This is a genomic window from Piscinibacter gummiphilus (assembly GCF_002116905.1).
Lineage (GTDB): Bacteria > Pseudomonadota > Gammaproteobacteria > Burkholderiales > Burkholderiaceae_C > Rhizobacter > Rhizobacter gummiphilus.
Map to the genome: position 1 here is coordinate 4679246 of NZ_CP015118.1, position 22207 is coordinate 4701452.

15 protein-coding genes are annotated in these 22207 nt (G+C 70.1%); 10 read left to right on the plus strand and 5 right to left on the minus strand.

The window, feature by feature from the left end:
* Positions 1–148 precede the first annotated feature (148 nt).
* From A4W93_RS21275 to A4W93_RS30675, 4 genes are all read left to right on the plus strand, one after another.
* Positions 149–1105, plus strand: coding sequence for an AraC-like ligand-binding domain-containing protein (locus tag A4W93_RS21275; RefSeq protein WP_085752510.1), 957 nt, complete (start codon positions 149–151; stop codon positions 1103–1105).
* Between the two features lie 85 nt (positions 1106–1190).
* Complete coding sequence (locus A4W93_RS21280) at positions 1191–2153, plus strand: META domain-containing protein (RefSeq protein ID WP_085752511.1); 963 nt, start codon at positions 1191–1193, stop codon at positions 2151–2153.
* Entirely contained in the window at positions 2150–2815 is a 666-nt protein-coding gene (locus A4W93_RS21285; protein WP_085752512.1) for a 4'-phosphopantetheinyl transferase family protein, read from the plus strand. The genes A4W93_RS21280 and A4W93_RS21285 overlap by 4 nt, the downstream gene beginning before the upstream one ends.
* A 154-nt stretch (positions 2816–2969) precedes the next feature.
* Positions 2970–6794, plus strand: a complete 3825-nt coding sequence (locus A4W93_RS30675; protein ID WP_218919157.1) for a M48 family metallopeptidase — start codon at positions 2970–2972, stop codon at positions 6792–6794.
* Positions 6795–6804: 10 nt separating this feature from the next.
* Here A4W93_RS30675 and A4W93_RS21295 read toward each other — a convergent pair whose 3' ends face one another.
* The gene (locus tag A4W93_RS21295; RefSeq protein ID WP_157131725.1) at positions 6805–7119 is read right to left on the minus strand and encodes a hypothetical protein; all 315 of its coding nucleotides are present in this window, start codon (positions 7117–7119) and stop codon (positions 6805–6807) included.
* Positions 7120–7264: 145 nt separating this feature from the next.
* Here A4W93_RS21295 and A4W93_RS21300 point away from each other — a divergent pair, with 145 nt between their 5' ends.
* From A4W93_RS21300 to A4W93_RS21325, 6 genes are all read left to right on the plus strand, one after another.
* Positions 7265–7750, plus strand: coding sequence for a MarR family winged helix-turn-helix transcriptional regulator (locus A4W93_RS21300; protein ID WP_099959956.1), 486 nt, complete (start codon positions 7265–7267; stop codon positions 7748–7750).
* Positions 7731–8645 carry an alpha/beta hydrolase family protein gene (locus tag A4W93_RS21305; protein WP_085752515.1) on the plus strand — a complete coding sequence of 305 codons (915 nt, stop codon included), beginning with the start codon at positions 7731–7733 and terminating at the stop codon, positions 8643–8645. The genes A4W93_RS21300 and A4W93_RS21305 overlap by 20 nt, the downstream gene beginning before the upstream one ends.
* 146 nt (positions 8646–8791) lie before the next feature.
* On the plus strand, positions 8792–9685 hold the full coding sequence (locus tag A4W93_RS21310) for a LysR family transcriptional regulator (protein WP_085754272.1): 894 nt from the start codon (positions 8792–8794) through the stop codon (positions 9683–9685).
* A 96-nt stretch (positions 9686–9781) separates the two neighbouring features.
* Entirely contained in the window at positions 9782–10561 is a 780-nt protein-coding gene (locus tag A4W93_RS21315) for an aldolase (RefSeq protein WP_085752516.1), read from the plus strand.
* 34 nt (positions 10562–10595) lie between these two features.
* Positions 10596–11918 carry an MFS transporter gene (locus tag A4W93_RS21320; RefSeq protein WP_085752517.1) on the plus strand — a complete coding sequence of 441 codons (1323 nt, stop codon included), beginning with the start codon at positions 10596–10598 and terminating at the stop codon, positions 11916–11918.
* A gap of 59 nt (positions 11919–11977) precedes the next feature.
* Complete coding sequence (locus A4W93_RS21325; protein ID WP_257790064.1) at positions 11978–12592, plus strand: 2-hydroxychromene-2-carboxylate isomerase; 615 nt, start codon at positions 11978–11980, stop codon at positions 12590–12592.
* Positions 12593–12629: 37 nt separating this feature from the next.
* Here A4W93_RS21325 and A4W93_RS21330 read toward each other — a convergent pair whose 3' ends face one another.
* The 4 genes from A4W93_RS21330 to A4W93_RS29815 form a co-directional block, all read right to left on the minus strand.
* Positions 12630–13670: an SDR family oxidoreductase gene (locus tag A4W93_RS21330; protein ID WP_085752519.1), complete on the minus strand. Its 1041-nt coding sequence runs from the start codon at positions 13668–13670 to the stop codon at positions 12630–12632.
* Positions 13670–14950, minus strand: a complete 1281-nt coding sequence (locus tag A4W93_RS21335; protein ID WP_085752520.1) for a nucleotide sugar dehydrogenase — start codon at positions 14948–14950, stop codon at positions 13670–13672. The genes A4W93_RS21330 and A4W93_RS21335 overlap by 1 nt, the downstream gene beginning before the upstream one ends.
* A gap of 239 nt (positions 14951–15189) precedes the next feature.
* Positions 15190–16305 (minus strand): glycosyltransferase, encoded by a 1116-nt coding sequence (locus A4W93_RS21340; protein WP_085752521.1) that lies wholly within the window; start codon positions 16303–16305, stop codon positions 15190–15192.
* A 198-nt stretch (positions 16306–16503) separates the two neighbouring features.
* Positions 16504–21756, minus strand: coding sequence for an InlB B-repeat-containing protein (locus A4W93_RS29815; RefSeq protein ID WP_157131726.1), 5253 nt, complete (start codon positions 21754–21756; stop codon positions 16504–16506).
* Positions 21757–22207: the final 451 nt, after the last annotated feature.

Consider the following 22207-nt stretch of genomic DNA (forward strand, 5'->3'; position numbering starts at 1 on the left):
TGTGGAAACAGGGCGCGCGCCGCGCTTGCCGCTGCGTGCCGGGCGGCTTGCCGATCCGTGCACGGCCGGTCGGGGCTTTCCCTCGAACGGCCGGCGCCCCGATCCGCTACGCTGGACGCTTCCCCGTCCCCCGTTCCCCGACCGTCCCATGGGCCTTCCCGCCAGTGCCATGAACACCGACCAGGTCGCGCCCTCCGACCGCGCGGGGTACTGGTTCGACTGGATCAACCGCGTCTTCTGCGGCCTGGGCTCGGACCTGTACGGTGACACCGGCTTCGAAGGCCGCATGACCACGCTGCACGCGGGCGACATCGTGCTCACGCGGCTCGAAGCCAACCGCCACCGCGTGATGCGCTCGTCGTCGCTGATCCGCTCGAACGACTGCGGCTACCTCAAGATCGTGGCCCCCTGGGTGGGCTGCGCGGGCGTCGAGCAGAAGGGCCGCGAGGCCTGGGTCACGCCCGACCAGTGGAGCCTGTACGACACCACCGACAGCTACGCGGTGGCCAACCCGGTGCGGGTCGAACACCTGATCGTGATGGTGCCCAAGCAGCGCCTGGCCGAACGCGGCCTCGCGCTCGACCCGCTGATGGCGCGCCGCTTCGGCGGCAGCGGTGGCGTGGCCCGCCTGGCGCTCGAGACCATGCGCTCGGCCTACCGAGAGCTGCCCGGCATGTCGGAAGGCGCCGCGGCCAGCGTGGGCGATGCCATCGCGCAGTTCGTGCACCTGTCCATGCTCGACCTGGCCGGCATCGGCACGGCGGTGTCGCACCGCGAGGCGCTGCGCGAGCGCATCAAGCAGCACGTGGCGGCGCACCTGGGCGACCCCGCCCTGTCGGTGGACGCCATCGCGGTCGCGCTCAACTGCAGCCGCCGCCAGCTCTACAACGCCTTCGCCGAAGAGGACGACGGCGTGGCCGGCTACCTGCTGCGCCGCCGCCTCGAGGCCTGCCGCCACGCCTTCGACGACCGCGCGAACGACCACCGGTCCATCACCGACATCGCCTTCACGTTCGGCTTCTCGAACATGGCGCATTTCAGTCGCGTGTTCCGGGCGCACCTGGGGCTCCCGCCCAGCGACTACCGCCGGCGCCTCGCGCATTGACTCCCGTCAAGTTCCCGCATCGCCGGGAGCCCGGGGCCAAAGCCCCGGGGTGGCAGTGGTCCCGCCAACAGGGCACACTGGCCCGATGAACCGAACGCCCCTCCTCCTGTCGTGCGTGCTGGTCCTCTCGGCCTGCGCCGCCCCGGGCACCGCGCCCGCCTCGCCGGACGCCACCGCGGCCGCAGCCGTGCCGGACAACCCCAACGTCTTCGCCACGGCCTACCGCTGCGGCGAGCAGTCGGCCACCATCGCGTTCGCCGGCGAGACGATGCGCCTGCGTGCCGCCGACGCGGTGTTCGACCTCCAGCAGAGTCCTGCGGCCTCCGGCGCGCGGTACGAGGCCGTGGGCGACCCCACCACGGTCTTCTGGAACAGGGGCGACAAGGCCCAGGTGACGTTGCGCGGAACGGAATGGCCCGAGTGCGTGGCCACCGGCAACGGCTCGCAGGCGCTGCGCGCCGACGGCAAGGGCTGGCAACTCGAGGTCTACGGCCCGCGAGCCACGCTGAGCAAGGCCGACGGTTCGGTGATCGCCGAGGCCCGCACGCCGGGCCCGGTGCGCTACGGCGACTCGCTGACCTGGAACGCCACCACCTCGAAGGACCCGATGGTCGTCACCGCCCTCGAACGTGCCTGCCCCGGTGCCGTGCCGCGTCCGCTCACCGTGCAGGTGGCGTGGGAGGGCCGGGTGTACGAAGGGTGCGGCGGCAGCACGTCCACGCTGCTCAAGGGCGAATGGGTCGTCGAGGACATCGCCGGCACCGGCATCGTCGACAGCAGCCGCGTGACGCTGCAGTTCCTGTCCGGCGGCCGCGTGGCCGGCCGGGCGTCCTGCAACCAGTACAACACCCACTACACCGTCACCCCCGAGGGGCTGTCGTTCGGCCCGGGCATGTCCACGCGCATGATGTGCGTGCCGGCGCTGATGGAGCAGGAAACCCGCTTCCTCGACGCGCTGCAGGCCACCCGGCGCATCGAACTCGCGCCCGACGGGGCGCTGGTGCTCGTGGGGGCCGACGGCGTCCGCACGAAGGCGCGCCGGGAATGAGCGGCGCGAGCCTCCCGCCGACCCTCACCGCGCCGCTGCACATCCACTGGACCGACCTGGACGCGGCCGGCCCGGTCGACGCCCTCGCCGCCCGGGTGTCCGCCGACGAACGTGCCCGCGCCGACCGGTTCGCCACGCCCGTGCTGCGCGCCCGCCACCTCGCGGCCCATGCCTGGATGCGCGAGCGCCTCGGCCTCGCCACGGGCCGGGCGCCGCTCGACCTCGCGTTCGACACGGGCCCGTTCGGCAAACCCGCGCTGCGCGGCGTGCCCGCCGTCGCGTTCAACCTGAGCCACAGCGCCCACCTCGCGGCGCTGGCCACGGCCCCCTCCGGCGACATCGGTGTCGACATCGAACAGTTCCAGCCCATGGCCGACATGGAGCTGCTCGCCCACCACCACTTCACCGCGGCGGAGCAGGCCGAATTCGCCGCCCTCCCCACCCGGGCGCGAACCCGCGCCTTCCTGCTCGGCTGGACCCGGAAGGAGGCCTGCATGAAGGCCGCCGGCTGCGGGCTGCAGGTGGAGCCGTCGGCCATCGAGACGGGGCTCTCGGCCCTGCCCCGGCGCGTGTCGTTCGACACCCCCGACGGACCCTTCACCGCCGAGGTGCGGTCGCTCGCGGACCGCGACGACGCCATCGTCTCCTGGGCCTGGCGCTGAGGCCCCGGCCCGCGTCGATTCGGTCACGCCACCCGCGGGTCCGCACGGTGGTGCCGCCGCCGGGTTCTTGAGACACTGCGGCCGGCTGCCTCCACACCGTCCGGACACGACATCCCCGGGGGAGCGGCTCGCCGACCATCGAGGGAGAGAACCCGTGAGCACCCCGCCCCGCGCGCGTCCGCGCGTGCCCCTGTCCGAGCTGGCCCGTCCCACGCGGGCCTACCACCTGAGGGCCTGGGCGGCGATGGCCGGCCTCGCCGCCTTCGTCGTGCTGTACCTGGCGCTCGCCGCCTGGTTCGTGTGGACGGCCTGGCGGCTCACGCTGGGCGCCGACGCGGGGGGCAAGGGTGCCTGGATCGGATGGATCGTGGGCCTCGGCTCGGCCTTCCTCGCGGTGTTCATGCTGAAGGCGCTGTTTTTCGTGCGGCACGGTGAAGGCGACGACGGCCTCGAGGTGACCCCGGCCGACCAGCCCGAGCTGTTCGCCTTCCTGCACAAGCTGGCCGACCGTGCGGGCGCGCCGCGGCCGCACCGCGTGTTCCTGTCGGCCCGCGTGAACGCCGCGGTGTTCTACGACCTGTCGCTGCTGAACCTCGTGTTCCCGTCGCGCAAGAACCTCGAGATCGGGCTCGGCCTCGTCAACGCCCTCACGCTCGGCGAGCTGCGCGCGGTGCTCGCCCACGAGTTCGGGCATTTCGCGCAGCGTTCGATGGCGGTCGGCCGCTGGGTGTACGTGGCGCAGCAGATCGCCGGCCACCTCGTGGCCCGGCGCGACAAGCTCGACGACTTCCTTGCCGCACTGTCCCGCTTCGACATCCGCCTCGCGTGGGTGGGCTGGCTGCTGAACCTCATCGTGTGGTCGATCCGGTCGCTCGTGGACTCGGCCTTCCAGCTCGTGCTGCTGATGCAGCGCGCGCTGTCGCGCGAGATGGAGATGAACGCGGACCTCGTGGCCGTGTCGCTCACGGGCAGCGACGCGCTGATCCATGCGCTGCATCGCCTGCAGGCCGCGGACGACGCGTGGTCCCGCGCCGTCAACTTCACGTTCGGCGAGAAGCAGCAGGGCCGCCGCGTGCGCGACCTCTTCGCGGTGCAGACCCACCTCGTGGGCCACATGGGCCGGCTGCTGAACGACAGCACCTACGGCCAGGTGCCCCCGGCTGGCGCCGACCCGAAGACCCACCGTGTCTTCAAGGCCGACCTCGCCCAGCCGCCGCGGATGTGGCTGACCCACCCGCTGAACCACGAGCGCGAGGCCAACGCCAAGCGGCACTACGTGGCCGCGCCCGTGGACAACCGCAGCGCGTGGGAGCTGTTCACCGGCACGCAGACGCTGCGCGAGGACGTGACGGCGCGGCTGCTGGGTGACGGCGAGATGCCCGAGGACGCCGACGCGTTCGCGACACTCGACCGCCAGTTCGACCGCGAGCACCTGAACCGCCGCTACCGCGGCGTGTACTTCGGGCGTTCCGCCGTGCGCTGGGCCGCGACGCTGCCCGAGCTGCACGAACCCGCCCCGCAACCCTCCGCCCTTGCCTTCGACTCGCTGTACCCGGCCTCGCTCGCGGCCGACATGGAGCGGCTGCGCAGCCTGGAGCGTGAGCTCGAGCAGCTGAACGCCGTGCAGAGCGGCACGCTGAAGGCCTCGGGCGGCGTGATCCGCCACCGCGGCCGCACGATCAAGCGCGCACGGCTGACGGCGGCCATCGGCGAGGTCGAGTACGAACTGGCCGATGCCAACAAGCGCCTGCAGGCCCACGACCGCCGCTGCCGCAGCCTGCACCGCGCCGCCGCCGTCACCTTCGGCGACGGCTGGCCGGAGTACCTCGACGGCCTGCTGGCAGCGCTGCACCACGCCGAACACACCGAGGCGCACCTGCGCGACCTGCAGGGTGTGCTCGGCAACTCCGTCGCCATCGTCACGGCCACCCGGCGCGTCAGCAAGGCCGGCGTCGCGCGTGTGATCGCCGCCAGCGAGGCGTTGTGGCGGGCCCTGCACCAGGTGCACGACGGCGCCTCGGCCGTGTCCCTGGACGCGTCGCTGCTCGGCCGGCTGAAGGCCACCGCCTGGACCGACATGCTCGGGACCTGCGACCTCGGCCAGCCCGTCAGGGAAAACATCAACGACTGGCTCAAGGTGGTCGACAGCTGGGTGGACCACGTCGCGCACCTGTGCGGCGCGGTGCGCGTGCACGCGCTCGAGCAGTTGCTGCAGACCGAGGCCGAACTCGCGGGCCACGTGCGCGCGGGCACCCGGCCGGACGCGGCGCCGGCGCCGTCGAAACTGCCCGCGGCCTACCCGCTGCTGGTGCCGGGCCAGGAGCGGCCGCGCCAGACGCGCCTCGGGGCCTGGGGCCGCTTCCAGACGGCCGATGGGGTCGTGGCCGGCGGCGCGCGGCTCGCGGTGGCCGGCGGCATCGTGGCCGCGGTGCTGGGCTTCGGGTTTTCGGTGGGCACGGGATCGCTGATGATCTACAACGGGCTGTCGCGGCCGGTGAACGTGCGCGTGGGCGATGCGCCGGAGGTCACCGTGCCGGCCTTCGGGCACATGGGCCAGACCATCGGCAGCGCCGACGCCGTGCGCATCACCACGACCACCACCGACGGCCGCGAGATCGAGCACTTCGACGCGGACACCCACGCCCGCTTCGGCCAGTTCGTCTACAACGTCGCCGGGGCCGGGTCGCTGGTCGAGTGGACCGCGGTCTACGGCAACACCGCGCCGGTGCCCGACCGGCCGCTGGGTGCGCCGCGCTGGCTCACCACCGGGGCCGACCTGCTGTTCGAGGACGCCCCCCGGCAGATCAGCACCAAGGGGGACGGCGGCTCACGCCGCGTGCTGTCCAGCATGACCGACGTGTCGCCGCGGAGGCAACTGGCCCAGTTGCCCGACGACCGCGAACGCACTCGCGTGCTCACCGCTCATGCGCGCTGGGACCGGCTCGACTCGGAAGCCGGCGTCCTGTGGCTGTCGGCGGCGCTCGCATCGCCGGCCCGCGAGCAGGTGCTGGCCGGACGGATCGCCGAAACGCCCGACGACGTGATGTTGCGGCGGGCCGAACTGGATTCGGCACTGCCGGAACAGCGTCCGGCCGTGTGCGAGGCCCACCGGGCCCGCGCCGCCAGCCGCCCGGACAGCGTCGACTGGCAGTACCTGCTGTCCCGCTGCCTCGACAGCGAGGTCGAACGGGACCGCCGCCAAGCCGAGGGCCAGCAGGCCCATCCGAAACACCCGTGGTTCGCGTACGCCGCCGGCAACGACGCGGCCTCCCGCGCCCGCTGGACCGAGGCGCTCGAGATCCTCGAGGTCGCCCGCACCGGCATCCCGGCCTTCCGGACGCACGTGGGCCTGGAGATGGTGCGCATCCAGCGGTTGCTGGGCCACACCCGCGGGCCCGCGTTCGATCGCCTGACGGCGGGCAACCCGCTGTTGAAGGAGCAACTCCAGATGGAGACGGGCCGCGTGACCGGCGACGGCGTGCCCGCGGCCTACGCCGCCCTCGCCCACGGGCGCTTCGCCGACGCGCTCGGCCAGGTGCGCCCGTGGCCCGAGGCCACGGACCGCATGCTGCGGCTGGTGGCCGCCTCGGACGGGGCCGACGCTGCCATCCTCGCCCGCGCGCGCGCGCTCGGCGCGGAGCGGGGCCTGGACGAGAACACCGTCTGGCCCACCCTCGGCCTCGCGCTGCGCGACCGGCGCGACTGGTCCGCGCATGAATCGATGATGGTCGCGGCCTCGGACCGGCACGCCGATGCGATGCGGCGGTTCGTGCTGGCCGTGGAGGCACACCAGCCCGCGGCATCGGCGGAACAGCATCTGGACGGAGTGCCGCCCGCGCTGCGCGGACATGCCTACAGCCTCGCGGTGGTGGCCTGGGGCGCCCAGGCACCGGCCGCGTGGCGGGAGGGGGCCCGGCGGCTGCTGCTGGTGACGGAGCGGCCCTACTTCGAGGGTTCGGGCCCGGGCAAGACCACCTGAGCCGGCCCGTTCAGCCGCAGCGGTACGCCGAACCGCGTGCCAGCGCCAGCGCGAACCGCAGATCCCGTTCGGTCACCACGAGGTGCGTGGCGCCGCGCTCGCGCGCCTGGGAGAGCAGCAGCTCCTTCACGCGCTGCAGGTCCGCCGCCGGCGAGCCGCTGTCGCGCATCGCGGTCACCTCCAGGTCGGTGGTCCAGGTACAGCCTCGCACGGCCGCCGGGTCCACCTCCTGGACGGGCACACCGGGAAGCGGGGTGGTGATGCAGGCGGCCGACAGCACGGCAGCGGCGCATGCGCCCCATGAGACGTGAAGGTGCCGGGTCATGCGGGATCCCCGAAGCGGACGACCGGAACACTCTACGCCGACCCGCCGGCGCAGCGACGGGACATCCCGGGCCCGCAGCGCCGACGTCGACGAATCGCAGATGCAGCATATACTTCGCATGCGAAATAATTGCAAAGGCCCCCGGATGACTGCCCGCCCCCGCTGGTTCCACCTGATCAACAGCGCGCAACGCCGCCTGCAGTCGTGGGTGGCGGCCGAACAGGCGCGTGTGGCCTCGCTCGCCGGCAACGCCCCATCGCCCGCCCAGGCGGGCGTGCTGTTCGTGCTGCTGGAGAACGACGGCGCCACGATGGGTGAACTGGCGAAGGCCCTGGACCTGGTGCCATCGGCCGTGTCGGGCCTCGCGCAGCGGATGGAAGCGCTCGGATGGGTCCGGCGCCAGGCCTCCGCCCACGACGCCCGCACGCAGCGCGCCTGGCTCCAGCCGGCCGGCCGTGCGCAACTGCCCGCGCTGCGCGAGGCGCTGGCCCGCATCAACGGGCAATTGACCGAGGGCTTCAGCGAAGCCGAATTGCAGACCGTGGCCCGCTGGCTGGAACACGTCCAGCGGCTCGGCCTTCCGTCCCCCGCCCCACTCCCCGAGCCGCCCCATGACCACGTCGAACCCTAGCACCGGCCAGGAGGCCGAAGTCGTCGAGATTCCCTGCGAGGACGGGCAGCGCCTGCGCGGCCATTTCCTGCAGGCGTTCGGCACACGCGGCGGCCTGCCCGTGCTGATCTCCCCGGCGACGGGCGTGAAGCAGCACTTCTACCTGCGCTTCGCGCGGTGGCTGGCCGCCCAGGGGCACGACGTGCTGGTGTTCGACTACCGGGGCATCGGCCTCTCGCTCCAGGGGTCGCTGCGGGATTGCCGCGCCACCCTGGCGGAGTGGGCCCAGCTCGATCAGGTGGCCGCGCTGGAATGGCTGGCGGCACGCACCGGTGCCGCGGAGGTGGTGCTGGTCGGCCACAGCGCCGGCGGCCAGATGATCGGCCTGCTGCCCAACCACCGGCGGATCGCCCGCCTGGTGGGCGTGGCGGCCTCCACGGGCTGGTTCAAGGGCATGCGGCTCGCGTTCGCGCTGAAGGCGCACCTGGGCCTGCGGTGGCTGGTGCCGCTCGGCATCCGACTGAAGGGCTACGCCCCCACGTCGGCGCTGGGGCTGGGTGAAAACCTGCCGTCGGAGGTGGGGCGTCAATGGGGGCAGTGGTGCGCCGCCGGGGGTTATGCGACGAACGCGGTGCGCGAGCGTCCGGCGGCGGATTTCCATGCCGAAGTCCGCACACCCCTGACCCTGCTGCACGCCGCGGACGACGACATCGCCACACCGGCCACGGTGGCCGACCTGGTGCGCACACTGCCCGCCGCACCGAACCAGGTGCTGCAGGTGTTTCCGCACTCGCACGGGCTGAAGACCCTGGGCCACCTCGACTGGTTCCGGCAGTCGCACCAGGCCGTGTGGCCGCTGATCGGCCGCGCCATCCGGGGCGAGGCGCTGCAGGAGCCGCGGACCGAACGGGCTTGAGGGCCGCCCTGCCCGCTCATTGGCACGATCCCTGCTGACACGGGCCACGACACCCGCCGCTGTGACAATCCCCAATGGGCCACGCGCCGGGTCGGCTCTACGATCAAGGCGGCGCTGGTCCAGCGCGGCGCGAAAGCAGTATGGCTCTGGAAAGTTTGGATCGGCAGCTTCGGTACTTCCTGTGCATCGCGGAACTCGGCTCGTTGTCGAAGGCCGCGGAAGACCTGGAACAGACGCAGTCGGGCATCAGCAAGCAGCTCTCGTCGCTCGAAGCGCAACTCGGCCAGTCCCTGTTCAGCCGCACCGGGCGCGGTGTCCAGCTGACCGAGGTGGGCCAGCGCCTGTACGAGTCGCTGCGGCCGGCGTACCGGGAGATCGACCGCGCCCTCGACAGCGCACGGCAGCACAACCCTTCGCAGGGCTCGATCAAGCTCGCCACGGTCCACACGCTCAGCTACTACTTCACGGCGGACGTGGTCGCGACGTTCGTCAGCCGCCTGCCGGCAGCGAACCTCTCGCTGCTCGGACGCAGCTCGCCCGACGTGGTCGCGCTCGTCGAGGGAGGCAAGGCCGACGTCGGCTTCGTCTACGACTCGGCCGTCGACTCCGGCGAGGTGACGTCGATCCCGCTGTTCGACGACGTCATGTGCCTGATCGTGGGCCGCGCCGCGTCCCGGCACGAGCCCGTCGACCTGACCGGCGGCACGCCGCGGCTGATCGGGTTCCCGCCCCACTACGCACTGCGCCGCATGATCCACAGTGCCGGCATCCACCCGACCTGCGTCGCCGAGGCGGAAACCATCGACGCGATGCTGAAGCTGGTGTCCATGGACGTGGGCAACTGCATCCTGCCGTGCCGCATCCCCGACAAGCTGCTCCTCGAATACAACCTGAAGAAGGTGCCGATCGCAGCGCCCCCGCTGCGCCGCCGCGTGGTGGCCATCCACCACAGGGACCGTCCCGCTTCTCCGCTGCTGAAGCAGTTCCTCGAATGCGCCCGCGAGATCGCCGGGAAGATGGGGCCTGACTGCGGGGAATAGCTGCTATGACCGCCAGCGCGTAGAGCTTCTTGACGTGCGTCAACACAATGGGCCATCGCGGCCGACGGTCTGCCGCGAACGTGCGAAAGGCAGCAGATGAGCACCCCATTGCGAGACAAGAGCTACTTCGATCAACGCGCGACGCAGGACATGTCGAAGCACCTGCGCATCGTCCAGCGAGGCCACCGCGAGACCATGGCCTACGCGTGCCGCATCCTCGCGATGACGGGGCAGGAAGCCGGACTGGCGGGCCAGATCAGCGTGAGGTCGGAACGGCCCGGGGCCTACTGGACGCTCCGATTCGGCCTGGGTTTCGACGAGGCCGGGCCGGAGGACTTCATCGAGGTGGACCGCGACCTGAACGTGCTCTCCGGTGAGGGCATGGCGAACCCGGCCACCCGCTTCCACCTGTGGGTCTACGACGCACGCCCCGACGTCCACTCCATCATCCACACGCACTCGCCCTGGGCGACGACACTCGCCGCCGCACGCCAGCCGCTGGTCATCGCCCAGATGGACATGACCCCGCTGCACGACGATTGCGCGTTCCTCGGCGAGTGGCCCGGCGTGCCCATCGCCGACCACGAGGGCGTGATCATCTCGGAGGCCCTGGGACGCAAACGCGCGATCATCCTCGCGCACCACGGCTACCTGACGGCCGGCTCCAGCTGCGAGGAGGCCACGTACCTCTCGGTCTACCTGGAGCGCGCCGCACGGCTGCAGGTGCGCGCCCAGGCCTTCGGCCCGCTGACCCCGGTCGACGACACGCTGGCCGCGGAAGCCCACGACTACCTGCTCAAGCCTTCCATCGTGAAGGCCACCTTCAACTACTGGGCTCGCCAGACCCGGGGCATCGCGCCCGCGGCGATCGACTGATCCAGCGCTCCACCGTCATCGCCAAGGAAGACCCATGAACACTCCCGTGACAACCCGCTCGCGCCGGCACTACATCACCGCCGGCCTCGCCAGCATGATGGGCACCACCATCGAGTGGTACGACTTTTTCCTCTACGGCACGGCCGCCGCGCTGATCTTCAACAAGATCTTCTTTCCCGCGTTCGATCCGCTGACCGGCACCCTCGCCGCCTTCGCCACGTACTCCGTCGGCTTCTTCGCACGCCCGCTGGGCGGCATCGTCTTCGGCCATTTCGGCGACCGCGTGGGACGCAAGTCGATGCTGCTCATCACGCTGTTCCTGATGGGCATCCCGACGATCCTGATCGGGCTGATCCCGTCCTACGATTCGATCGGCTACTGGGCGGCGGTGCTGCTCGTGGTGCTCCGGTTCGCGCAGGGCGTGGCCGTCGGAGGCGAATGGGGCGGCGCCGTGCTGATGGCCGTCGAACACGCGCCCGAGGGCAAGAAGGGCTTCTTCGGGAGCCTGCCGCAGGCCGGTGTCGCGCCGGGCCTGATCCTCTCGTCGCTCGCGATGGGCGCCGTGGCCGCGCTGCCCGAGCAGGACATGCTGACGTGGGGCTGGCGCATTCCCTTCCTCGCGAGCGTGGTCCTGCTGCTGGTGGGCTGGTTCATCCGGGCCAAGGTGGCCGAGTCGCCCGACTTCGAACGCATGCAGCACAAGGGCGACAAGGTGGAGATGCCCGCGATGGTGGTGCTCCGGCGCTATCCGCGGGAGGTGCTCGTCGTCGTCGGGGCTCGCCTCGCCGAAGTCTCCTGGTTCTACACGGTGGTCACTTTCGCCATGGCCTACACCACCGGCACCCTGGGCATCGCACGCACCGTGATGCTCGACGCCACGGTGTGGGGCGCGCTGGTGGCGCTGTTCACGATGCCGCTCTTCGGCATGCTCGGGGATCGCATCGGGTTCAAGTGGGTGTTCATGGCCGGTTCCATCGGCATCGTGGCCTTCGCGCCGTCCTTCTTCGCGATGCTGCAGACGATGAACCCCGGCACCATCGGCCTGGCGCTGGCCGTTGCCGTCGGGGTCGTCTACGCGGCCCTGTACGGCCCCGAGGGCGGCCTGTTCTCCGCGCAGTTCCCGCCGGAGGTGCGGTACAGCGGCATCTCGATCGCGGTGCAGGTGTCCGGCGCCATCGGCGGCGGTCTGGCCCCGATCGTGGCGACGTCGCTGCTGGCCTACGGCGGCGGCGAACCCCGGTACATCGTCTGGTACCTGAGCGCGCTGGGTGTCGTTGCCGTGGTGAGCACGATGTTCATGCACGGCCCGGCCCGGTTCGCCCTGCCCGTCGCCACGCGCCGCGAGGTCCGTTCATGAGCACCGCCCGGCCGCCCGAAGGTGCTCGCACCGCAGCCCGACAGGGCGAAGGTACTCCAGTGAGCACCCGCCACCTCGACCACTACTTCTGGATGAACTCCGACTGGGCCTACCTGGGCGCGGACCGGCTGGAAGCCCTGGCCGCCCGCCATGGCCTGTCGATCCGGCACCGTCCGGTGGACCTGCCGGACGTCTACGCCCGCACGGGAGGCGTGCTGCTGGGCCGGCGTGCGCCCGAACGGCAGGCCTATCGCATCACCGAACTGAAGCGGTGGTGCCGCAAGCTGGGCCTGCACGTGAACCCGTTGCCCGCGCACATGTGCCCGAACGCGGACCTGGCCTCGCGTGTCGTCATCGCCGCCGACCGGGCGGGACAACCGGTCGCCCGGCTGTACCGGGCCATCCTGCACGCGGAGTGGTGCGACGACCAGGACATCTCCGACGAACGGACGCTGCTGGACGTGTGCGAGAGCCTGGGCCTGGACGGCCGCGAACTGCTCGCCGCGGCGCAGGCGCCCGACATCGAGGCGCTGTACCGCCGCTACACGGACGAGGCCGTGGCCGCCGGGGTGTTCGGCTCGCCGTCGTACGTGTTCGAGGGCGAGCTGTTCTGGGGGCAGGACCGGCTGGAGATGCTCGAAGAGGCGGTGGCCCGGAGAACGGCCCGGATGTGATCCGGCCGAGGCCGGATCATGTGGGCGCGCGCCGGGTTCAGCCGCGCTTCACCGCATCCTGCACGTACCAGGCCACGGCCTGCTTCAGGCCTGCACCCACGTCGTGCGTGGGCGCGTAGCCCAGCAGCTTCGAGGCCTTGCTGACGTCGGCCAGCGAGTGGCGCACGTCACCGGCGCGGAAGTCCTGGTACTTCGGGGCTTCGACCTTCAGGTCGGGCCGTTCGGTGGCCAGGGCGGCGGCGATGGCGGCGTGCAGCTGGTTCAGCGTGGTGCGATCGCCCACGGCCACGTTGTAGACCTGGTTCGACGCATCCGGGTTGTCGGTGATGCCGGCCCGCAGGTTGGCCTGCACGACGTTGCGGATGAAGCAGAAGTCGCGCGAGGTTTCACCGTCGCCGTTGATGAGGCACTGCGTGCCGTTCAGCATGGCGGCGACCCACTTCGGGATCACGGCGGCGTAGGCCCCGTTGGGATCCTGGCGGGGGCCGAACACGTTGAAGTAGCGCAGGCCGATGGACGAGAGGCCGTAGGTGCGGCCGAACACGTCGGCGTACAGCTCGTTCAGGTACTTGGTGACGGCGTACGGCGACAGCGGCTTGCCGATCACGTCCTCGACCTTCGGCAGCGTGGGCGAATCGCCGTACGTGGAGCTGGAGGCCGCGTAGACGAAACGCTTCACGCCCGCATCCTTTGCGCCCGTGAGCATGTTCAGGAAGCCGGTGGCGTTGGCGCGGTGCGTGGTGAGCGGGTCCTTGATGGAACGCGGCACCGAGCCGAGCGCGGCCTGGTGCAGCACCACGTCGATGCCCTCGCAGGCCTGGCGGGCCGTTTCGGCATCGGCGATGTCGCCCTGGATGAAGCGGTGGCGGGCCCACGCGGCTTCACCGACGGCTTCGCGCACCTGGTCGAGGTTGTGCTGGTGGCCGGTGGCGAAGTTGTCGAGGCTCGTGACCTGCTGGCCCGCGCGCAGCAGGTTCTCGAGCAGGTGCGAGCCGATGAAGCCGGCGCTGCCGGTGACGAGCCAGCGGCGCGGGTTGGCCTCGACCTTCGCGAGGATGTCGTCGAACGCGTCGCTCATCACAGGCGCCAGACGTTGATGCCGCGGGCCTTGAACGCAGCCTGGTCGGCTTGCGCCTTCACGTCGACGTACAGGCCGCCCGGGGCCAGCTTCTCGACGTAGGCGTCGACGCTGTGGGCCTTGAGTTCCTTGTGCGACACGGCGGCCACGATGGCGTTGCAGCGCGGCAGGTGTTCCCACGAGACGAGGTTCACGCCGTACTCGTGCTTGGCTTCCTCGGCCGCGGCCACCGGGTCGTGCACGTGCACGGTGACGCCGTAGGTCTCGAGTTCGCGGATCACGTCGATGACCTTCGAGTTGCGCAGGTCCGGGCAGTCTTCCTTGAAGGTGAGGCCCAGCACGGCGACGTGCGCGCCCTTGACCTGGAAGCCCGACTGGATCAGGTTCTTGATGGTCTGCTCGGCGACGTACTTGCCCATGCCGTCGTTGATGCGGCGGCCCGCGAGGATGACCTGCGGGTGGTAGCCCATGCGCTCGGCCTTGTGGGTCAGGTAGTACGGGTCCACGCCGATGCAGTGGCCGCCGACCAGGCCCGGACGGAACGGCAGGAAGTTCCACTTGGTGCCGGCGGCCTCGAGCACGTCGAGGGTGTCGATGCCGATGCGGTGGAAGATCAGCGAGAGTTCGTTGACGAGGGCGATGTTCAGGTCGCGCTGGGTGTTCTCGATCACCTTGGCGGCTTCGGCCACCTTGATGCTGGCGGCCTTGTAGACCCCGGCGGTGATGACGCTGCCGTAGACCTCGGCGACGCGCTCGAGGGTCTCGGGGGTGTCGCCGGAGACGACCTTCGTGATGGTGGTCAGCGTGTGCAGCTTGTCACCCGGGTTGATGCGCTCGGGCGAGTAGCCGACGAAGAAGTCCTTCTTCCACTTGAGGCCCGATTCCTTCTCGATGATGGGAATGCAGACCTCTTCGGTGGCGCCGGGGTACACGGTGGATTCGAACACCACGATGGCACCGGGCTTCAGGTTGCGGCCCACCGACGTGCTGGAGCCGACCAGCGGCGTGAAGTCGGGGTTGTGCGCGTCGTCGACCGGCGTGGGCACGGCGACGATGATGAAGTCGGCCTCGCGCAGCGCGGTGGGGTCCGTCGTGGGGTACAGCTGCGTCGACGCCTTCAGGTTCTCCGTGCTCACCTCGCCGGTGGGGTCGACGTGGCGCTTGTACGCTTCGATCTTGGGCGCCGACAGGTCGAAGCCGATGGTCTTGTACTTCTTGCCGAATTCAACGGCCAGGGGGAGGCCGACATAGCCGAGTCCGACGATCGCGATGGTGGTCATGGTTTCGTTAGCTTTTCAACAAGAGGTGGGTCGTCATGGTGAGCGCGGGATCCCCGTCGTTCACCGATCAACACGGTGTGGGTCAGAGTCGGGCGGGCCGACGTGGCCGCGACTGTTCATCGGGGTTGGAACAGCAGGAGGCCGTGCTCATGGCCTCACCCCTGGCGTACGGATAATCCCGTAGTTCATGGAACGCGCCAATCCCTGGGTCGTGGGGTCGGCGCGGCGTGACGGAATGCTCACGCGAGGGCCTCGAGGTAGAGACTTTCATAGGCGCTCGCGGTGTTCGCTGCATTGAAGTGCGCCACCACGGTGTCACGCCCCTTCCGGCCGAGCTGGCGGCGCCAGTCGCCATCGGCCATCAGGCGCTGCAGGGCCGTCGTGAGCGCAGCGGGATCGCCCGGGGGCACGAGCACGCCGTCCTCGCCGGAGTCGATCACGCTCGGGATGCTGCCCACCGACGTGGCCAGCACCGGCGTGGCGAGCGCCATGGCTTCGAGCATGGCCATCGGCAGGCCTTCCCACAGCGACGGCATCACGAAGAGATCGAGGCCGGCGAGCACGTTCGGGATGTCCTTGCGCTGGCCCAGCAGGCGCACCTTGCCTTCGAGGCCGCGCGCCTTCGCGTCGGCCTCGATGGTGTCCTTCAGGTCGCCGGAACCGGCGAGCACGCACACGAAATCGGGATGGGTGCGGTTCAGCGCCTCGAGCGCGACCATCAGGTCCGCATGGCCCTTCTGCGGGTGCAGCCGGCCCACGACCCCCATCAACACGGTGTTCTCGCCCACACCCAGCTCGCGGCGCAGCGCGGTGCGGTCGACCGCGTCGAAGCGGCGCAGGTTGATGCCGTTGGCGATCACGGTCACGCGGTCGGGCGGCAGCCGCTCGACATCGACGAGGAACTTGCCCACGGCCTCGCCGCATGCGATCACGCGCTGGCTGAGGCGGCCGAGGCCCCAGGCGAGCCAGCGACGGCCGCGGCTTCCCCACGCGCTGGTGTTGTGCCGCGTGGAGAAGCGGCCACGAACGCCTGCCAGCACCGCGGCCACGCGGCCGTAGCTGTCGGCGGCATAGAGGTGCGTGTGCACGACCGCCACCTTCTGCTCGCGGTACCAGCGCACCAGCGCCGGCAGCGTGCCGAAGTCGAGCCCGGGCTTGCGGTTCAGGATGGTCACCGGCACGCCGATGGCGCGCAGCTCGTCGACCATCTCGCCGCCGGCCACGATGCACAGCACCGAGAAGCGGAAGCGGTCGGAGCGGTTCTGCAGCACGTCGACGATGAGGCGCTCGGCGCCGTCCGGCGGCAGCCGGTCGATCACGTGGACCACATGGGGTTTGTCGGCGAGTTGCTGCATGCGGAGCGGAGCCTGGAGCGGTGAGAGGCGCGCACTTTAGCATCGGCACCCCCTTCCCGCGCTCCCCGCAGCCCCCCTGTTCCGGGGCACCCGGACCGGGGTCTCGCCCCGTCAGGACAGGGGATGTCCGGCCTGCACGGACGAAAAAAAACACCGGCGTTTCCGCCGGTGTTTCCATTCAGGTCACGAAGGTGCCGATCAACGGCCCAGGGTGTCCTGCATCACCTTGAAGTAGTCGGCCGGGTAGACCATTTCGTAGCCATAGAAGCCGAAGGACTGGGTGCTGGCACCCACCTTCAGGTTGTTCAGCTCGTCGTAGCGGCGGGTGGCGATGGTGCTCCACTTCGGCTGCGTGGTGTACCAGCTGCTGTTCACCAGGCGGCCGGCGGCCTTCTCTTGCTTGTAGAGGCGGTCGAGGTAGGCCAGCGGGTAGATGATGTGCGTGTCGCCACCGCTGTACGTGCGGGTGACTTCCGAGTACACGAACCACTGCTTCGTGTCGTCGTAGCCGTACTTCACGATGTAGTCCATGCCCTGGAACATCATGTCGACGATCTGCGTGCGGTTCAGGCCCGAGCCCTTGCCCGCGGCGGTGAACAACTGGTCGGCTTCGTAGAACTTGATGAGGTTGCCGACGAACGCACCGGCCATCCACGGGTTCGTGCCCGTGGCGTTGTAGCCCATGTTGTTGTCCATCTTCGTCATCGTCCAGTAGCCCGTGCCGGCGGCGGCGTCGTTGCGGTTGATCACCGTGTTCGAGATCGTGCCGTTGGCCGGGTTGTAGCCGATGTGGTCGGCCGGCGTGCGGAACCACTGGTTCAGGTAGTCGACGAGACCGCCGGCCACTTCCTTGTGGTACGTGGCGTCGCCGCTCACACGGACCCATTCGTTCATCACGTACAGCGGCCAGCCGTAGTCGCGCTCGGCTTCACGGTACTTGTCACCCATCACGAACGGACGCTTGAAGAAGTACGGGGACACGAACTTCCACCAGCCGGCGATTTCGGAGAGCACGTCGTACGAACGCTTGTCGCCCGTCAGCAGGTAGCTGTCGCTCATGCCGCTGACATGCGAGTGGCCCCAGTGCAGGTTGCGGACCTGGTGGTCGATGCTTTCGTGCGACATGGCGAGCACTTCACCAGCCGGTTGCGGTTGGCCACCGGTGGACCAGTAGCCGGCGCGCGGGCCGTGCGACACGTCGATGTCGCGGAAGTGGTTCGTGGCGATCTCGGCGATGCCGTACCAGCGCTGGTCACCCGTGCGCAGGAACTGCGTGAAGAAGTTGTTCGCGCCGACGTGGGTGTCGTTGTAGAAGCTCGGGACACGCACGCCGTTCACGACGTTCCAGCCCGCGCGCAGGCGGTCGCCGTAGTCGCGCCAGCCGAACATCGTGGCGTTGCCGTCGGTCTTCTCGACGCTGGCTTCGTAGATGTCCTTCATCAGCATGGCGTTGTAGCCCGTGGTGCCGGCCGCCGAGGCGCCCGTGTTCAGGTCACCGAACACGCCCGAGCTGGCGTACCAGGCCGGGGTGGCGATCAGGTTCAGCACATGGCGCTGGAAGCTGTCGTTCAGGTTCACCAGGGCCGTGGTCTGCGGGGTGACCGCATCGAAGGCCAGGCGAAGCTGGTAGGTCTTCGCACCGCCGTTGCGGGTGAAGTACAGCGTGTTGGCGCGGATGTAGTCGTCGTTGGTCGGGGCCGGCGCGCTGGTCTGCGCGGTGGCGCCCACGGAACGGGCCGGGAACAGTTCGGCGGTCAGCGTCTTGCCGTTGATCTTCAGCTCGTTCGGGAACTGCTGCCAGAAGTCACGGACCATCAGTGCGACGTGGCGGTTGCCGGAGTCGAGGGCGACCCAGCCCGGCGCCTTCGTGCCGGTGCCGACGCCGGCGTAGCTGAAGGTGTGGCCCTTGTCTTCGCCGTTGACGTAGTTGAACTTGCCCGACTGCGCGAGGTAGTGCTCGCCGCTCACCGTGCCGCCGTAGGCCGCGCCGTTCTCGCCGCCGAAGCGGTAGGCGGCGGCCGTGTCGGCCACGTACGTCCAGCGCATGCCGAGCGACTTGCCGGCGATGGGGAACGTGGAGGCCACGACCTCGACGTTCGCTTCGAGCGAGTCGTCGATGACGGACGTTTCGATGTCGACCTTGTCCGAGCCCTGGTTGGCGTAGTAGCGCACCAGGTACTTGATCAGGCGGGTGCCAGAGCTGTTGGTGAGCGAGCCCGTGGCCTTGATCACGGCGCGCATCGGGCCGTTTTCCTCGATGGTGACCACGGCGTTCGTGGCCGCCGACGCGGTGTACTCGGCGTTGTCCTTGGCGTTGACCATGAAGATCTCGCCGGAGTCGATCACTTGTTCGGTGGTGTCGAACGCGCCGTTGGCGTTGGCATCGCGCCAGACCTTCTGGATGATGCCCTTGCCGTCGACGGCGAACTTCACGAGGCCGGTGTCGACCGTGATCTCGCTGCCCGGCGTGCCGGTGATCTGCACGTTGCGCGGGAGGGCCGCACGGCTGACGCCGGAGCCGTAGGCGACGCGGTAGTTCGTGGCGGAGCCCAGGTTGCCGACCATGTGGGCCAGCGCGACCTTGATGGAACCGTCAGGCCAGTAGGCGAGCGCGGTGAACTGCGCGGGCACTTCGGCGCCGGCTTCGGTTTCGAGGCGCAGGCGGGCGATGTCCGTGAGGGCACCGACCGGGAACGGCACGCCGGTGCGCAGCGGCACACCGGTGGCGGCCGGGCCGGCCACCGTGCTCAGCGACACGTAGTTGCCATTGCCGGCCTGGACGGCGGCGAAGTTGGCGGTGACCGACGCGGCGGCCGACAGCGAGACCGAGCACGAACCCGTGCCCGAGCAGGCGCCGGACCAGCCGTTGAAGGTGTAGCCCGCATCAGGCGTGGCGGTCAGGGCCACGGTGGTGCCGGTGTTGAACGAGGCCGAGCAGGTCGAGCCGCAGGAAATGCCGGCCGGCGACGAGACGACGGAACCGGAGCCGCCGCGGGTGACCGTCAGGGCCGCCGTGGTGGGCGTGACGGGAACAGCGGTGAACGTGGCGGACACGGACGCCGCGGCGTTGACCGTGACGGCGCACGCGCCGGTGCCCGAGCAGGCGCCCGACCAGCCGCTGAAGGTGTAGCCCGACGCCGGGGTGGCGTTCAGCGTGACGGCGGTGCCGGCGACGACCGTGGCCGAGCAGGTGGCGCCGCACGAGATGGAACCCGAGGTGGACGACACGGTGCCCGAACCGGACTTGGTGACGGACAGGGTGTAGTTGGTCGGCGTGGTCACGACGAAGTTGGCCGTGACGGCGCGGTCGGTGCTCATGATGGTCGAGCAGGTGCCCGTGCCCGAGCAGGCGCCGGACCAGCCGGTGAAGGTGTAGCCGGCGGCCGGGGTGGCCGTCAGGATGGCGTTCGTGCCGGAGGCGACGGTCGTGGTGCAGGCCGAGCCGCAGTTGATGGTGCCGCCGCTGGAGGTCACGGTGCCCGAGCCGGACTTGGTCACGGTCAGCGTGTAGTTCGTGGGCGTGACGGCCGTGGCCGTGAACACCGCGTTCGTGGTCACCGCGGCCGACGTGGTGGTGGAGCAGGTGGGGTTCGTGCCGGTGCAGCTGCCGGACCAGCCCGTGAAGGTGTAGCCGGTGGCGGCGACCGCCTTCAGCGTCAGCGGCTTGTTGGCCGGGAACATGTTGCGGCAGTTGGTGCCGCAGTTGACACCCGCCGGTTCCGTGGTGACGGTGCCGGAACCGGTGCGGTTCACGGTCACGTAGTAGGCGGTGGCGCCCGACGTGGTTTCGTTGGCGTTGAACGTGGCCTGGACGCTGGCGTTGGCCGTGCCCGGCACGACGCATTCGCCGGTGCCCGTGCAGGCGCCGGTCCAGCCGGCGAACGTGCTGCCCGTGGCGGCCGCGGCGACCAGGCGCACCGAGGTGCCCTTGGTCACGGTGGACGAGCAGGCGGTGCCGCAGTTGATGCCGGCCGGGGTCGACGTGACAGTGCCGGTGCCGGCGCCCGCGCGGGTGACGGCGACGGTGATGGTCTCGGGCGGGATCACCTCGAAGGTGGCGCCGACGGCGGTGTCGTTGGCCACATTGACCGTGCAGGCGGCGGTGCCGGTGCAGGCGCCGTTCCAGCCGGTGAAGCGGTAGCCGGCGGCGGGCACGGCGGTCAGCGTGACGCTGGTGCCGACGTTGAGCTTGGTGGTGCAGGTGGCGCCGCAGTCGATGCCCACGGGGGCCGACGTGACGGTGCCATAGCCGGTCTTCGAGACGTTCAGGGACTTGACGATGGGCGCGAACTGCGCGGCGGCCGTCAGGTTCGACGTGAGCGACACCGTGCAGGTGGGCGTGGTGCCCGAGCACGACATGCCGGTCCAGCCGGTGAAGGTGTTGCCTGCCGCGGGCGTGGCGGTCAGCGTGACGCTGGTGCCGGACGCGTAGGACTCCGTGCAGTCGGTGCCGCAGCTGATGCCGGCCGGCGACGACGTGATGGTGCCCTTGCCGCCGCCGGTGACGACGGTGTTCAGCGCGATGGTGCTGGCGGGCGCGGCGGCGAACTTCGCGACGACCGACTTGGCGGCGTCGAGGGTCACCTCGCAGGCGCCGGTGCCCGTGCAGGCGCCTTCCCAGCCCGTGAACACATAGTTCGGGGCGGGGGTGGCGCCGAGGCGGATCAGCGAACCCTGGTCATACGATTCGGAGCAGTCGCCCGGGCACACGATGCCGTTGGCGTTGATGCTGGCGATGGCGCCGGCACCCGCGGACGACAGCGAGACCGACAGCAGTTGCTTCGCGACCGGCAGCTTGCTGAACACGGCGGCGACGCTGCGGGAGGCCGTCATCGGCACGGTGCAGGTGTCGGTGGCCGGGCAGGTCACGTCGCTGACGCTCCAGCGATCGAACTTGTAGCCGGTGGCGGGTTCGGCCTTCAGGGTGACCGAGACGCCGGACGCGTACGTGGCCACGCAGGTGTCGGTGGCACCCGAGGCACAGCTGACCGTGGTGTCGGCGGTGGTCACGCGACCGACCGAGAGCCCGGCGGCCGTGCCGGTGGGGGCGACGACGGCGAGTTGCAGCGGGTACTTGGCCGCGGCCTTCGCGCTGAAGACGGCCTGCACGGTGGCGGCGTTGCCCACGGTGACCTGGCAGGGCGCGGTGCCCGTGCAGACGACCGAGTTGTCACCGGTGGTGGTCCAGCCGCTGAAATCGAAGCCGGTCTTGGGAACTGCCGTCAGCGTGACCTGGGTCCCGACCACGTAGCCTTCGCTGCAGTCGGTGCCGCAGTCGATGCCGGCGGGAGACGAGGTGACCGTGCCATCGGCGCTGGAGCGCTGCACGGTCAGTTGAGAAGTCGAACCCGCCGGAGGGGCAGTTTCGACCGCATCGCCTCCACCGCCGCCGCCGCAAGCGGCCAGCAGCGCTGAAAGCACCACAGGGGTCAGGTAACGCAGGATTTTCATAACACTCGATCGTTGAACGTCCGGTAAACCGGGGGGCCTAAGTAGCGGGCGTGGTCTGGAGGACCCTTGGGAGCACTGCCGGCGGGCCGGTAAAGTTCTCCAAGAGCTTCAGCGCAGTACGTGCCACTTCGACTCTGTGCCGCGGATTCTGCGGGCGGCCTCTGAACGTCATGTGTCGAGATGTGGGAGGTTGCCGGGGGCTCTCCGGAAGTTGGATACAGATGTGTTTCCCGAAATCACGGCCCCGAGGGGCCACTTCCGGCGGGATTGAGGCCGAATCAGCCCGGTAATCGCGACCTATGCACGCGGAGCATGGAATTGCGGGGGGAATCCCCGGTTGATCGGACGATCGGAAAGTTCGACCACCGTCATGGGAACGTCATGCAAGGGCTGCATGAAGGGGGCCTGGAACGGCTGCATTCGTTACAAACAAACGCAACTGGCCTTCAAT